Source organism: Aeromonas sp. 61P (assembly GCF_051919545.1).
GTDB lineage: Bacteria > Pseudomonadota > Gammaproteobacteria > Enterobacterales > Aeromonadaceae > Aeromonas > Aeromonas veronii.
In genome coordinates, this window is sequence record NZ_JBQBEL010000001.1 from 2,173,590 (window position 1) to 2,188,318 (window position 14,729).

Consider the following 14,729-nt stretch of genomic DNA (forward strand, 5'->3'; position numbering starts at 1 on the left):
CCGTTCAATTGAAAGGAATGCCTTCATGATCCCGGAATTAGGTCAGTTTGCGCTGATCCTGGCCTTTGCCACTGCTCTGCTGCTGGGGAGCTACCCACTGCTGGGCGCCAGTTGGGGGCGTCTTGGCATGATGTCGGCGGCCCGTCCGCTCGCCTATGCCCAGTTCTTGCTGCTGCTGCTGTCGTTTCTCTGCCTGACCTGGGCCTTTATCGACAACGATTTCACCGTGCAGTATGTGGCCACTAACTCCAACAGCCTGCTGCCGCTGGCCTATCGCATCTCGGCGGTGTGGGGTGCCCACGAAGGTTCCCTGCTGCTGTGGGTACTGACCCTGGGTGGCTGGACTGCGGCGGTGGCCATGTTCAGCCGCCGTCTGCCGCTCGATGCTGTCGCGCGGGTACTCGGTGTGCTGGGGCTGATCTCGGTCGGCTTCACCGCGTTCGTGCTGTTCACCTCCGATCCCTTCACCCGTACGTTGCCCTATTTTCCGGTCGATGGCCGTGACCTCAATCCGCTGCTGCAGGATCCGGGTCTTATCTTCCATCCGCCGATGCTCTACATGGGTTATGTGGGCTTCTCGGTGGCGTTTGCCTTTGCCATTGCTTCGCTGATGACCGGCCGTCTCGATGCGACCTGGGCTCGCTGGTCGCGCCCCTGGACCATGGCGGCCTGGGTATTCCTGACCCTTGGCATCGTGCTCGGCTCCTGGTGGGCCTACTACGAGCTCGGTTGGGGCGGCTGGTGGTTCTGGGATCCGGTAGAAAACGCCTCGTTTATGCCTTGGCTGGCGGGTACCGCTCTGCTGCACTCGCTGGCGGTGAGCGAGAAGCGCGCCACCTTCAAGGCGTGGACCGTGCTGCTGGCCCTCTCTGCCTTCTCGCTGAGCCTGCTGGGTACCTTCTTGGTACGCTCCGGCGTGTTGGTGTCGGTGCATGCGTTTGCCTCCGATCCGACCCGCGGCCTGTTTATTCTCGGCTTCCTGCTGGCGGTGATCGGCTCATCCTTGCTTCTGTTTGCCTTCAAAGGCTCGCAGGTGAAGAGCCACGGCAAACACGAGCTGTGGAGCCGCGAGACCCTGCTGCTTTGCAACAACATCATGCTGGTGGCGGGTCTGCTGACCGTGCTGCTCGGTACCTTGCTGCCGCTGGTGCACAAGGAGCTGGGGCTGGGGAGCATCTCTATCGGTACTCCCTTCTTTAACCACATCTACAGCTGGCTGATCATCCCGTTTGCCCTGCTGCTGGGGGTTGGCCCGCTGTTTCGCTGGCGTCGTCAGGAGCTGGGGGAACTCAAAAGCAAGGTGGTCGTGGCACTGGTGCTGAGTCTGGCCGCAGCCTTGCTGTTGCCGCAGCTCTTTGCCGAAACCTTCAAGCCGTGGGCGGCGGTAGGGATTGGGCTGGGTGCCTGGATCATCGTCACCAGCGTGCAGGAGACCTGGGCGCGAGCGACCCACAAGCACAGCTTTGCAGTCGGTGTGCGCAAGCTTGGCAACAGCCACTGGGCCATGATTCTTGGCCATGTGGGGCTGGCAGTCAGCATCATAGGTATCGCCTGCACCCAGAACTACAGTATCGAGAAGGATCTGCGGATGCAGGCGGGTGATCGGGGGCACTTTGCCGATTACGAGTTCGTCTTTGCCGGGATCAAGGAGAAGAACGGCCCCAACTACGATGGCTTCAAGGGCGTGCTGGAAGTGCACAAGAATGGCAAGCAGGTCGCCCTGCTCAAGCCCGAGAAGCGGATGTACAAGGTGAGCCGGATGCCGATGACCGAAGCGGCCATCGATGCCGGTATCACCCGTGATCTCTATGCGGCGCTGGGGGAACAGCTCGATAACGGAGCCTGGGCGGTGCGGATCTACTACAAGCCGTTCGTGCGCTGGATCTGGTTTGGCGGCGTCTTTATGGCCATCGGTGGCGTGCTGGCGATGCTCGACAAGCGTTACCGTTTCGGCCGTCGTGAGGAGGAGGCCAAGGCATGAACAAAAAGACCTGGTTGTTTTTAATCCCCTTTATCGTCTTTTTGCTGGGGGCGGTGTTCCTGTTCAAAGGGCTCTACTCCGATCCCACCAAGCTTGAGTCCGTGATGGTGGGCAAAGAGGTGCCGGTGTTCACCCTGCAGGACATTTACGATCTGAACAAACAGCACGATCGTAGTATCCTGACCGGTCGCCCCATGCTGCTCAACGTCTGGGCCACTTGGTGCCGACCTGCTACGGTGAGCACACCTACCTCAAACAGCTGGCGGGGCAGGGTATTCCCATCATCGGCATGAACTACAAGGATGAGCGCGACAAGGCGATCAAATGGCTGGCGGAGCTGGGCAACCCCTATCAGGTCAACCTCTATGATCCGGACGGCATGCTCGGGCTAGATCTCGGGGTATATGGCGCGCCGGAGACCTTCTTTATCGACAGCAAGGGGATCATCCGGTATCGCCACGTGGGGGATATCAACCCCGAGAACTGGGCGTCGACCCTCAAACCCATCTTTGATGCCATGAAGTGAGGGGAGTCTTGATGAGAGTATTTATTGCTTCCCTGCTGCTGTTGCTGGGATGGGTGGTGCAAGCGCCGGCCATGGCCGCTATCGATGTCTACACCTTCGACAACGACAATCAGGAGCAGGTCTTTCGCGAACTGACCAAGGAGCTGCGTTGCCCCAAGTGTCAGAACCAGGATATCGCCGACTCCAATGCGGGGCTGGCCAAGGACTTGCGCGACAAGACCTACCAGATGGTGCGCGAGGGTAAGGATAAAGAGGAGATCGTGGATTACATGGTGGCCCGCTACGGCAACTTTATCCTCTATAACCCGCCCCTGATGGCCTCCACCCTGATCCTCTGGCTCGGCCCGCTGCTGGTGATCCTGATCGGTGGCGCCGTGGTCGTGATGCGCAGCCGCCGACCCCCTGCGGTGAAAAAACAACTGGATAACGCCTTGAGCGAGGAGGAGCAGCGCCGACTGGCCGAGCTGCTCAAAGAGGAAGAGAAACAATGACCGCTTTTTGGATAGTTATTGCGGGCTTGCTGGTGCTGGTGAGTCTGGCGCTCGTCGTGCCGCTGTGGCGTGGTGAAGGCAAACAGAGCATCAGTCGCTCGGCGCTCAACAAACAGCTCTATCGCCAGCGGCTGCTGGAGATTGGCGAAGAGCGCGAGCAGGGTGTCCTGGCTGAGGAGTCCGACTCGCTGGTCGAGCTGCAACGAAGTCTCTTGGATGATATCCCTGATGTGGAGCAGACTGCCCGCAGTGGCAAGAGTCTGATCTGGATCCCGGGTGTGCTGGTGCTGTTGGTGGTGAGTCTGGGGCTCTACTACAAGTTGGGCTCTTGGCAAGAGGTGAGTCGCTGGCAAGATGCCAGCAGCCGTCTTGGCGAGCTGAGCAACCGCATTCTGGTGGAACGCGATGCCCAGGTGACCGAGCAGGATCTGCTGGATTTCACGCTGGCACTGCGTACCCGCCTCAAGGATGAACCGAACGACTACCGTGGCTGGCTGCTGCTGGGACGTTTGGCGCTGGATGGCAATGATCCTGAAATGGCCAGCGAGGCGCTGGAGCGGGCCTACACGCTGGCTCCCCAGAAATCGCTGGTGGCGGTGCCCTATGCGCAGGCGCTAATGATGACGGGGGATGAGGCGCAAGCGGATGCCCTGTTGCAAGCGGCTATCGCGCAGGATCCGGACAATATCGAAGCACGCTGTCTATGCCTTTATGGCGCTGCAAAAAGAGGACTTCCAGACCGCGCTGTCTCGCTGGCAGGCGATGTTGCCACTGATGGAGAAAGGTACCCCCCGTTACGTGATGGTCGAGCGCTCCATGGAGTACGCCCGCGCGCAGCTCAAGCAGCGCGGCATCGAGGTGACGAATTCAGGCGCAGCCAAAGCGGGCGCAGTTGAGGGACAACCGCTGGCGGTGAAGGAGGGGGAATTCCCCATCCACGTCACGTTGGCGGCGGGCATTCAGATGCCGGAAGATGCCCATCTCTTCGTCTTTGCCGTGGTGCCCAACGGGCCGCCCATGCCCATCGCTGTGAAGCGTATCGCAGGGCCAACCTTGCCTGTTACCCTGTCACTCGGGGATGGCGATGCCATGATGGAAGGCAGCAAACTGGCGGCCTATCCGGAGCTGCAGTTCAAGGCGCGTCTCTCGCGCGGTGGCAATGTGATGAACAAGGAAGGAGCCTTCGAAGGGGTATCCGTGCCGGTCAAGACGGCCGAGATCCCTGCTGCTCCGATTGACATCCGTATCGATCACGCCCTCTAATATGCCTTTGGATAACCCGGCTCCTGGATAGGAGCCGGGTTATCTATACTTCTGATAAATCAAAATAAAACGTCAGGACAATCATATGTATCTTCGTTCAGGGGCCATACTGGCAGCCCTCTTGCTGGCTGGCTGTGCCGGTGGTCCACCCAAGCCTGGCCCAGAGAGTCTGGATCTCAATCCCGGCATGAATAATCCGGGTGCCACCAGTACGGCGGCCGATCCGCGCGATCCCTTCCAGGGGGCCAACCGGGCCATGTGGGCGGTCAACTATGATGTGCTGGAGCCCTATGTGGCACGTCCTGTGGTACATGCCTATGCCCGCTACATTCCGGTTGGGGTGAAGGATGGCATTGCCAACTTTGTTGCCAACTTTGATGAGCCAAGCAGCATGGTGAACCATCTGATCACCGGTGATTTGAAGGGGGCGGGCACCAACCTGGGGCGCTTTACCCTCAACACCACGGTCGGTCTGCTGGGTATCTTCGATGTGGCCAAACATGCCGGCCTCGAGCGTAACAAGCTGGAAATGGACACAGTGCTGGGCAGGGCCGATATCGGTAATGGTGCCTACATCATGGTGCCTGTCTACGGCCCGACTACCACCCGGGAGCTGGTTGGTGACACCATTGATACCATCTATTTCCCCTATGCCTTGCTGACAATCCCGCTGAGGGTTACCCATTGGGTGCTAGATGGCTTGGGTAATCGCGCCAAGCTGATCGATCAGGAGCGGATCATCGACAACTCCCTCGATCCTTATGCGCTGACCAAGGACTTCTACCTGCAATATAACCAGGGCAAGGTGACGGGCAAGCAGACCGAGCTGAAAGCGTCTCAGCAAGAGCAGGCCGACGATGCCAATCTGGATGAATATATGGACGAGTTGGACCAGTAAACTGGCTATCTCGATATGTAAAAGGCGCCTGCGGGCGCCTTATTCATTTACGCTGTCCCGTCCTGAATATGGTTTACACCTTTCCCCCCAATAAATGGAGAACCCGATGGGACAAGGTGTGAAACGGACACAGCGCGATTACTCGCTGACTTTTAAACTGGCACTGGTCGAGCAGATTGAAAAAGGCGAGCTCACCTACAAACAGGCTCAGGTGCGTTATGGCATTCAGGGCCGCTCCACCGTTCTGGTATGGTTGCGTAAACATGGTCGGCAAGATTGGAGCCAGGGGGCTTCTGTGCGCACCGGCAGGAGCATCACCATGCCTGACCCCGACAACCAGACGCCCGAACAGCGCATCAAGGAACTCGAGCAGCAGCTGGCGCTGATGAGCCAGAAGGCCCAGTTCTTTGAGGCCGTCGTCGATGTACTGAAGAATGACTACGGCGTCTCTATCGTAAAAAAGCGACCCGGCAAGCCCTCTCGCAGCGGCAAGTCGAGAGGCTGACCATTGTCAGGGCTTGCCTGTTTCTGGGGATAAGCCGGCAGGCTTACTACAAGCGCAATCGTGTCGCCGACGAGCGCCATGCCCAGGGATTGCAGGTGGTGCGCTTTGTGCGTCAGGTTCGACTGCGACAACCTCGGGTGGGCACGCGCAAGCTGCATTATCTGCTGCAGGGTCAGGATGATGGCGGGCTCAAGGTAGGGCGTGACAGGCTGTTTCAGATATTGGCCGAGCACCGCCTGCTGGTGCAGCCCAGACGGGCGTATCACAAGACTACCCACAGTTTTCACCGTTTCTACCGTCATCCCAACTTGCTCAAGGCGGGACCAGAGCAGGTTACGCCGGTGGCCCCGGAGCAGGTCTGGGTCGCAGATATCACCTATCTGCCAGCCAGGAGCGGGCCACTGTACCTGAGCCTGGTGACGGATGCCTACTCACGCAAGATAGTGGGCCATCACGTGCACGAAGGAATGCATGCCGAATCGGTGGCGATGGCGTTCAAGAAAGCACTGAAGCAACGACGTGGCAGCGGTGAACTCATCCATCACTCGGACCGCGGCGTGCAGTATTGTTCTGGGCTGTATCAGTCACTACATGAACGGTACGGGGTGAAATGCTCGATGACGGATGGGTATGACTGTTACCAGAATGCGTTGGCGGAGCGGGTGAACGGGATTTTGAAAGGAGAGTTATTGTTGCAAAGCCCGCAAGATTTAACGCAAGCGCGGGAAATGGTGCGTGAAGCAGTGGATATTTACAACGCGGAGCGGCCGCATCATGCGTTGAAATACAGAACCCCCGATGCGGTACATAGGGGGTTCTGAGTAGAGAAATGCTAGTTGAAAATGTGTAAACCTATTTCAGGACTAGACACGCAGCCATATCGAGATAAAAAAACGCCCCGCAGTGCGGGGCGTTTTGGCAAGCGAGGCTGATTAGGCAGCCAGATTCTTGGCCACGAATTCCCAGTTAACCAGAGCCCAGAAGGTTTCCATGTACTTCGGACGCAGGTTGCGGAAGTCGATGTAGTAGGCGTGCTCCCACAGGTCAACGGTCAGCAGCGGGGTGGTACCGGCTTCAGTCAGCGGGCAGCCAGCGTTGGAGGTGTTGACGATAGCCAGAGAGCCGTCAGCTTTCTTCACCAGCCAAGTCCAGCTGGAACCGAAGTTGCCGATGGCTGATTTGGTGAAGGCATCTTTGAACTCGGCGAAGGAGCCGAATGCCTTGTTGATGGCATCAGCCAGGGCGCCAGTCGGCTCGCCACCGCCATTCGGAGAGAGGCAGTGCCAGTAGAAGGTGTGGTTCCAGATCTGGGCGGCGTTGTTGAAGATGCCGCCGTTGGAGGTCTTGATGATCTCTTCCAGAGACTTGCCTTCAAACTCTGTACCCGGCACCAGATTGTTCAGGTTGACCACGTAGGTGTTGTGGTGCTTGCCGTGGTGATATTCCAGAGTTTCCTGGGAGATGTGCGGTTCCAGAGCGTTGATTGCATAGGGCAGAGCGGGAAGTTCGAATGCCATTTTCTACTCTCCATTGGCTGGACCGTGCGAAGGCGACGGTTGCAAGACATTGCGTACTCTTTTCTATATTTGAAAAGAGTTGTTTTTAAAATGATGGGGCTGGGTAGCCCAAAGCCAAGGGATTGTAGCAGTATCAAAGATGGCCTAACAACTCTTGATTGGCGCCATGATCGCGATCAATCCTGTGTGGGTTCTTTGCGCAATTCGAGCCGGGTCACCCCTTTGTCAGTTTGTGCTCGGGCAAGATTGCAGTAGAATGGCCGCCGAAATCGCTCTAGTGAGGCACCTATGGAAACTATTGAAAAGATTAAGCAGCAGCTGGCTGACAACCCCATCATCATCTACATGAAGGGCTCCCCCAAGCTACCCAGCTGTGGCTTCTCTGCCCAGGCCTCCCAGGCTCTGATGTCCTGCGGCGAGCCGTTTGCATACGTTGATATCCTGCAAAATCCGGATATCCGCGCTGAATTGCCAAAATTCGCCAACTGGCCGACCTTCCCCCAGCTGTGGGTTGAGGGTGAGCTGATCGGCGGCTGTGACATCATGATCGAGATGTTCCAGGCTGGCGAGTTGCAGGCTCTGATCAAAGAGACTGCTGCCAAGTACAAGAAAGATGATGCTGCAGCCGAGTAATCGGTTCTGTGTTGTCGAGAGGGAGCCTTATAGGCTCCCTTTTTTATTGTCCCGGTTCTGGCAGGCAAGCAACTGATTGCCGGTTGCAAAAAGCAACGTAATTGCCCTGAAAAATCTAATCTTTACGGCTTTGTTTTTGAGTTGTTAATTATATTGATTGCCAATATCTGATTACTTTTTTTAATCCATTTGGATTCAAGTGTTGCTGCCATCACATTTTTTGATAATTTCACCGTAACGCAGTCTCTTTGTAGATTTTTTTGTGTTTATGCTCACATTAATTGCAAGTGATAGAACCTAGTATCGCTTCGCCCTGTGAAATAAAACCCTACAAATTAATAAATAAAAAGAGATTTGCGATGAAGATGTATAGCAATCTACCCATTGGTCTTCATGATATTACTGAAGCCAAAAAAAGACTGACCAATCATATATACAAGACCGCGCAACTACCCTCTAACTACATCAGCGAACGTTGCCATGGCGAGGTTTACCTCAAGCTTGAAAATATGCAACGTACAGGCTCTTTTAAAATTCGTGGCGCCTTCAACAAGCTCAGTTCATTAAGTCTGGAAGACCGACAAAAAGGTGTTGTCGCCTGCTCGGCGGGTAATCATGCCCAAGGTGTATCACTCTCCAGTGCTATGCTGGGAATTGATGCCAAGGTGGTCATGCCTTGCTGTGCCCCCAAATCAAAAATTGCTGCAACCAGTGACTATTCAGCCAAAGTGATTCTCCATGGAAATAGCTTCAATGACACCATTGCCAAAGTCAGCGAAATCGTGGAGATGGAAGGCCGCGTATTTATCCCCCCTTTCGATGATGCAAAAGTGATTGCCGGCCAGGGCACCATCGGCCTGGAAATTATCGAAGATTTGTATGATGTCGATAACATTATAGTGCCGATCGGTGGTGGTGGTTTGATTGCCGGTGTTGCCATGGCTATCAAATCTATTAATCCGACCATCAAGGTGATTGGTGTGCAATCCGAGAATGTGCACGGTATGGCGGCCTCTTTCTATGCCGGTACCATGACCAATCACAGAACCAGCAGCACGCTGGCCGATGGCTGTGATGTGGCAAGACCCGGTTCACTGACCTTCGAAATCGTCAAACAATTGGTGGATGATATTGTACTGGTCACCGAAGATGATATTCGTCACAGCATGGTTGACCTTATTCAGCGCAACAAGGTGATTACCGAAGGGGCGGGAGCTCTGGCCTCGGCAGCGCTGCTCAGTGGCAAGCTGAAACATTATGTCGAAGGTAAAAAGACCGTCAGCATTATTTCGGGTGGCAATATTGACCTGACCCGGATTGCCGAAATTATCGAACAGAACAATATTCGTCAATTTAGCCTGTAAGGAATGCAGTCATGATATTAGACAGTGTTGTCACCGGCAGTAAAGAGAATACGCGTGCATGGCGTAAATCGGATACCACATGGGGATTAGGTCTGTTCGGTACTGCTATCGGGGCGGGGGTCTTGTTCTTTCCCATCCGGGCCGGATATGGTGGCCTGATCCCAATATTAATCATGCTGGTGCTGGCTTACCCCATTGCATTTTATTGCCACAGGGCGTTGGCCAGATTATGTCTTTCTGGCAGTAATCCATCGGCAAATATTACCGAAACCGTTGAAGAACATTTTGGCAAGATGGGTGGAGTGGTAATTACCTTCCTCTATTTCTTTGCCATCTGCCCACTGCTGTGGATATATGGTGTGACGATCACCAATACCTTTATGGCATTTTGGGAGCATCAACTACAGTTGGTTCCGCTTAATCGAGGTGTGGTTGCACTGGCATTGTTGATGTTGATGGCATTCGTGATCTACTTCGGTAAAGATCTGATGGTCAAGGTGATGAGCTATCTGGTCTTTCCCTTTATTGCCAGTCTGATCGTTATCTCTCTCTCCCTCGTCCCGTACTGGAACAGTGCCGTCTTTGATCAGGTCAATCTGAGCGAGATATCGATGTTTGGTCACGATGGTATTCTGGTTACCGTCTGGCTGGGGATCTCCATCATGGTCTTCTCCTTCAACTTCTCGCCGATTGTCTCCTCTTTCATTGTCTCCAAACGGGAAGAGTATGAGCAGGAGTTCGGGCGTGATTTTACCGAGAAGCGCTGCTCGAAGATTATCTCCGGTGCCAGCATGCTGATGGTGGCCGTGGTGATGTTCTTTGCCTTCAGCTGCCTATTTACCCTGTCACCGCAAAATATGGCGGAAGCCAAAGCCCAGAACATTCCGGTGCTCTCCTATCTGGCCAACCACTTCTCCTCAATGACGGGCAGCAAGTCTGCGTTTGCCACCACTTTGGAGTATGCGGCGTCCATCATTGCGCTGGTTGCCATCTTCAAATCCTTCTTTGGTCACTATCTGGGGACGCTGGAAGGGTTGAACGGCCTTATCCTCCGCTTTGGCTACCAGGGCGACAAGAGCAAGGTTTCCAGTAAAAAACTCAACATGGTCAGTATGTTGTTCATCATGGGTTCGACCTGGCTGGTCGCTTATGTGAACCCCAACATCCTCGACCTGATTGAGGCAATGGGGGCGCCAATCATCGCTTCCCTGCTCTGTCTGCTGCCGATGTATGCGGTGAGCAAGACACCGGCACTTGCAAAATATAAAGGTCAGGCCAGCAACCTGTTTGTCACTATCATCGGTGTGCTGACCATCCTGAATATAGTTTCCAAGCTGTTCTGAAAACCTTTTCTGCAAGTCATCAGCCATTCAGGCCCCCCTGGCGGGGTCTGGATGGTGCAGTCAGACATGAGCAATAACCGGTTCTTCGTTGGCCCAATTGTGTGGGCCTTGGGCAAGGCTATCCGTGATTTGGCCACCACACACAGTGGTAAATATGTTCTGACTGCAGTGACTCGACATTATAAATATCGAGGCGATGTAATGAAGTTTGATTCGTTGGTTCTGGTTATCAATTGCGGCTCTTCGTCGGTAAAATTCTCGGTACTGGACAGTAAAACCTGCGAGGTAGCGATATCCGGTATAGCGGATGGTATTGATACAGCCCATCCCCAATTGCAAGTGGGTAAAGAGCCCGCAATGTCATTACCTGAAAATAACCACACCTGTGCATTGGCTGCCATTGCGGCTGAATTGAAAAAACGGGATCTGCTGGATGCGATTTTGCTGGTTGGTCATCGGATTGCGCATGGTGGCAGTGAATTTAGCGAAGCCGTGATCATTGATGATAATGTTCTGGCCAAAATCAGGCAGGTCTCGCCACTGGCCCCCCTGCACAATCACGCCAATCTGAGCGGTGTGATGGCGGCTCGTCAGCTATTTCCCACACAACCCCAAATTGCGGTATTTGATACCGGTTTTCACCAGACCCTCAAGCCGGAAGCTTATATCTATGGGCTGCCTTACCAATATTTGCAGGATTACGGCGTGCGCCGCTATGGCTTCCATGGCACCTCCCATCGCTATGTGGCCGAGCAGGCCTGCGTATTTATGGGGCTGGATGAGCAGCATGCCGGTCTGGTTATCGCCCATCTGGGCAATGGCGCCTCTATTTGCGCGGTACAGGATGGCAAGAGCGTCGATACCTCGATGGGGATGACGCCGCTGGAGGGGTTGATCATGGGCAGCCGCAGCGGCGATATCGATTTTGGCGCGCTGGCCTATATCGCTAGCAAGACGGGGCAATCCATCGAGGATATCGAGCGGGTATTGAACAAGCAGTCCGGTCTGCTGGGTATTTCGGGGCTCTCCTCCGATATGCGGGTATTGGAAGCTGCCTATCACGAAGGACATCCCGGGGCGAAACTGGCGATCCACGCTTTTGTCCACCGTATTGCCCGCCATATCGGCGGCCATGCCACCTCATTGCGCCGACTGGATGCCGTTATTTTCACCGGCGGGATCGGCGAGAACTCGGCCTTTATCAGAAAGCTGGTATGCGAACGACTTCAGGTATTTGGCGTAGCGATCAGCGAGCCGTTTAACCAGCGTCCCAATAGCGAGGGCTGCCGGGTAATTTCGGCGGCAGAGTCCATGGTGCTGGCTGCGGTTATTCCCACCAATGAAGAGAAAATGATCGCGCTGGATGCCATTCGTCTGGGGCAGCAGGTTCGTCAGGCCGAGTGCGTCTGACATCTTCCACTGTAGTGTCATGAGTAGTGAATGAGGTTTATTTGATGAAAGTTGATATGCAATTGGATCAGGATAAATTCCGTCAGGCATGGCAAGGGTTTGTCGGTGAAAACTGGAAGCACGAGATCAACGTCCGTGATTTTATCCAGCAGAACTACACCCCCTATGAAGGTGACGAACAGTTTTTAGCAGATGCGACCGAAGCGACCACCACTTTGTGGAATAAGGTGATGGAGGGGATCTGCATTGAGAATGCCACCCACGCACCGGTCGATTTTGATACCAAGATTGCCACGACCATTACTGCCCACGGGCCGGGTTATATCGAGCAGGTGCTGGAAAAGATTGTTGGCTTGCAAACCGACAAGCCCCTTAAAAGAGCGCTGCACCCGTTTGGCGGCATAAATATGATCCGCAGCTCTTTTGAAGCATATGGTCGGGAGATGGATCCCGAATTTGAATATACCTTCAGCGAATTGCGCAAAACCCATAACCAGGGAGTATTCGACGTCTACTCTCCCGAGATGTTGCGCTGCCGAAAATCGGGAATTTTGACCGGTTTGCCGGATGGTTACGGTCGTGGTCGCATTATCGGAGATTATCGTCGGATCGCGCTTTATGGCATAGATTATCTAATCCGTGAGCGGGAGCTGCAGTTTGCCGATCTGCAACCGGCGCTCGAGCGGGGAGAGCAGCTGGAGCAGGTGATCCGCCAGCGCGAGGAGCTGGCAGAGCACAAGCGGGCACTGGTGCAGATCAAGCAGATGGCTGCCAACTACGGCTTCGATATCTCAGGGCCAGCACGCACGGCGCAGCAGGCAGTGCAGTGGCTCTACTTTGCCTATCTGGCGGCGGTGAAGTCGCAAAATGGCGGGGCCATGTCCCTCGGTCGCACCGCCACCTTCCTCGACATCTATATCGAGCGGGATCTGAAGGCGGGGCTTATCAGCGAGCAGGATGCCCAGGAGCTGGTCGATCACTTCATCATGAAGATCCGCATGGTGCGCTTCCTGCGTACCCCCGAGTTTGACTCCCTCTTCTCCGGCGATCCCATCTGGGCGACCGAGGTGATTGGTGGCATGGGGCTGGATGGTCGCACCCTGGTGACCAAGAACTCCTTCCGTTACCTCCACACCCTCAAGACCATGGGGCCGGCGCCCGAACCCAACCTCACCATCCTCTGGGCGGAAGGATTGCCGCGGGCCTTCAAGACCTATGCTGCCCGTGTCTCCATCGATACCTCATCCCTGCAGTATGAGAACGATGATCTGATGCGCCCCGACTTCGAGAGCGATGACTACGCCATCGCTTGCTGCGTGAGCCCCATGGTGATCGGCAAGCAGATGCAGTTCTTCGGTGCCCGCGCCAACCTGGCCAAGACCCTGCTCTATTGCATCAACGGTGGCGTGGACGAGAAGCTGAAGATCCAGGTTGGCCCGAAAGTGGCGCCCATCATGGACGAGGTGCTGGATTACGAGACCGTCATGGCCAGCCTCGACAGCTTTATGGATTGGCTGGCGGTGCAGTACATCAGTGCGCTCAACCTTATTCACTACATGCACGACAAGTACAGCTATGAGGCTTCCCTGATGGCGCTGCACGATCGCGACGTCTATCGCACCATGGCCTGCGGCATTGCCGGTCTGTCGGTGGCGGTCGATTCGCTGGCGGCCATCAAGTACGCTCGGGTCAAGCCGGTGCGCGATGCGGACGGGCTGGCGGTCGATTTCGTGATTGAGGGGGAGTATCCCCAGTACGGCAACAACGACGAGCGGGCCGACTCCATCGCCTGCGATCTGGTCGAGCGCTTCATGAAGAAGATCCAGGGGCTGCCGACCTACCGCAATGCGGTGCCGACCCAGTCGATCCTGACCATCACCTCCAACGTGGTGTATGGCCAGAAGACCGGCAACACCCCAGATGGCCGCCGCGCCGGTGCCCCGTTTGCCCCGGGGGCCAACCCGATGCACGGTCGGGATCGCAAGGGGGCGGTTGCTTCACTCGCCTCGGTGGCCAAGCTGCCGTTCAAATACGCCAAGGACGGGATCTCCTACACCTTCTCCATCGTGCCGGGGGCGCTCGGCAAGGAGCCGGCCAATCGCGAGAGCAATCTGGTGGGGCTGATGGATGGCTACTTCCATCATGAGCGGGATGTGGAAGGGGGTCAGCACCTCAACGTCAATGTGATGAATCGCGAGATGCTGCTGGATGCCATCGACAATCCGGACAAGTACCCCAGCCTGACCATCCGGGTCTCCGGTTATGCGGTGCGCTTCAACGCCCTGACCCGCGAGCAGCAGCAGGACGTCATCTCCAGAACCTTCACCAACATGATGTAACTCTCATGCCCGGGGTGAGCAGGCTTGCTCCGGGCCTACTTTTTGTTTGTCAGCACGAGGAAGTAACAGATGCGACAGGTTATCACTACCAAGGCGGCGCCGAGCGCCATCGGCCCCTATGTGCAGGCCACCCGGATTGGCAACATCCTCTACACCTCCGGTCAGATCCCGCTGGACCCGGTGAGCGGCGATATTGCGGAGGGTATCGAAGCGCAGACCCTGCGTTCCTTGCAAAACGTTCGGGCGATTGTCGAGGCGGCAGGTGGCGAGGTGCGCAACATCTTCAAGACTACGGTGTTTGTCTCAGATCTGAACGACTTTGCTGCGGTGAATCAGGTCTACAACGACTTCTTCACCGAGCACGATGCCATGTATCCGGCGCGCTCTTGCGTGGAAGTGGCCCGCTTGCCGAAGGATGTGAAGATCGAGATAGAGGCGATTGCTGCGCTGTAACCCCAT

General features: G+C 55.6%; 11 protein-coding genes and 2 pseudogenes. 12 read left to right on the forward strand and 1 reads right to left on the reverse strand.

What is annotated here, in order from left to right:
- Positions 1–25: 25 nt before the first annotated feature.
- The 6 genes and pseudogenes from ACTG2O_RS10520 to ACTG2O_RS10545 all read left to right on the forward strand — a co-directional run bounded on the left by ACTG2O_RS10520 (position 26) and on the right by ACTG2O_RS10545 (position 6,485).
- Positions 26–1,981: a heme lyase CcmF/NrfE family subunit gene (locus tag ACTG2O_RS10520; protein WP_439975714.1), complete on the forward strand. Its 1,956-nt coding sequence runs from the start codon at positions 26–28 to the stop codon at positions 1,979–1,981.
- Positions 1,978–2,507, forward strand: a pseudogene (locus ACTG2O_RS10525) (DsbE family thiol:disulfide interchange protein). Before ACTG2O_RS10520 ends, ACTG2O_RS10525 begins: the two are co-directional and overlap by 4 nt.
- A gap of 11 nt (positions 2,508–2,518) precedes the next feature.
- Positions 2,519–2,998, forward strand: a complete 480-nt coding sequence (locus tag ACTG2O_RS10530) for a cytochrome c-type biogenesis protein (RefSeq protein WP_017788562.1) — start codon at positions 2,519–2,521, stop codon at positions 2,996–2,998.
- A pseudogene (gene ccmI / locus ACTG2O_RS10535) lies at positions 2,995–4,261 on the forward strand (c-type cytochrome biogenesis protein CcmI). The gene ACTG2O_RS10530 and the pseudogene ccmI overlap by 4 nt, the downstream one beginning before the upstream one ends.
- An 85-nt stretch (positions 4,262–4,346) precedes the next feature.
- A complete protein-coding gene (locus ACTG2O_RS10540; protein ID WP_021229893.1) occupies positions 4,347–5,159 on the forward strand; it encodes an MlaA family lipoprotein in 813 nt (270 codons plus the stop codon).
- A 106-nt stretch (positions 5,160–5,265) separates the two neighbouring features.
- Positions 5,266–6,485 (forward strand): IS3 family transposase gene (locus tag ACTG2O_RS10545; protein ID WP_439975186.1). Its coding sequence is split into 2 segments (ribosomal slippage): positions 5,266–5,614 and positions 5,614–6,485, totalling 1,221 coding nucleotides; the frame shifts between segments, so codons are not numbered across the junction.
- A 111-nt stretch (positions 6,486–6,596) separates the two neighbouring features.
- On the opposite strand, the gene sodB is transcribed toward ACTG2O_RS10545, so the two are convergent.
- Complete coding sequence (gene sodB / locus ACTG2O_RS10550) at positions 6,597–7,181, reverse strand: superoxide dismutase [Fe] (protein WP_005334664.1); 585 nt, start codon at positions 7,179–7,181, stop codon at positions 6,597–6,599.
- Between the two features lie 288 nt (positions 7,182–7,469).
- Between sodB and ACTG2O_RS10555 the strand changes: the two genes are divergently transcribed.
- The 6 genes from ACTG2O_RS10555 to ACTG2O_RS10580 all read left to right on the forward strand — a co-directional run bounded on the left by ACTG2O_RS10555 (position 7,470) and on the right by ACTG2O_RS10580 (position 14,723).
- A complete protein-coding gene (locus tag ACTG2O_RS10555) occupies positions 7,470–7,814 on the forward strand; it encodes a Grx4 family monothiol glutaredoxin (RefSeq protein ID WP_005353650.1) in 345 nt (114 codons plus the stop codon).
- Between the two features lie 359 nt (positions 7,815–8,173).
- On the forward strand, positions 8,174–9,178 hold the full coding sequence (gene tdcB / locus ACTG2O_RS10560; protein WP_005334660.1) for a bifunctional threonine ammonia-lyase/L-serine ammonia-lyase TdcB: 1,005 nt from the start codon (positions 8,174–8,176) through the stop codon (positions 9,176–9,178).
- Between the two features lie 11 nt (positions 9,179–9,189).
- Positions 9,190–10,521: a threonine/serine transporter TdcC gene (gene tdcC, locus ACTG2O_RS10565; protein ID WP_019444738.1), complete on the forward strand. Its 1,332-nt coding sequence runs from the start codon at positions 9,190–9,192 to the stop codon at positions 10,519–10,521.
- A 201-nt stretch (positions 10,522–10,722) separates the two neighbouring features.
- Entirely contained in the window at positions 10,723–11,931 is a 1,209-nt protein-coding gene (gene tdcD / locus ACTG2O_RS10570) for a propionate kinase (protein WP_439976656.1), read from the forward strand.
- A 44-nt stretch (positions 11,932–11,975) separates the two neighbouring features.
- Positions 11,976–14,270 carry a formate C-acetyltransferase gene (pflB, locus tag ACTG2O_RS10575; protein WP_439975715.1) on the forward strand — a complete coding sequence of 765 codons (2,295 nt, stop codon included), beginning with the start codon at positions 11,976–11,978 and terminating at the stop codon, positions 14,268–14,270.
- 69 nt (positions 14,271–14,339) lie between these two features.
- Positions 14,340–14,723, forward strand: coding sequence for a RidA family protein (locus tag ACTG2O_RS10580; protein WP_019444741.1), 384 nt, complete (start codon positions 14,340–14,342; stop codon positions 14,721–14,723).
- The last annotated feature ends 6 nt before the right edge of the window (positions 14,724–14,729 follow it).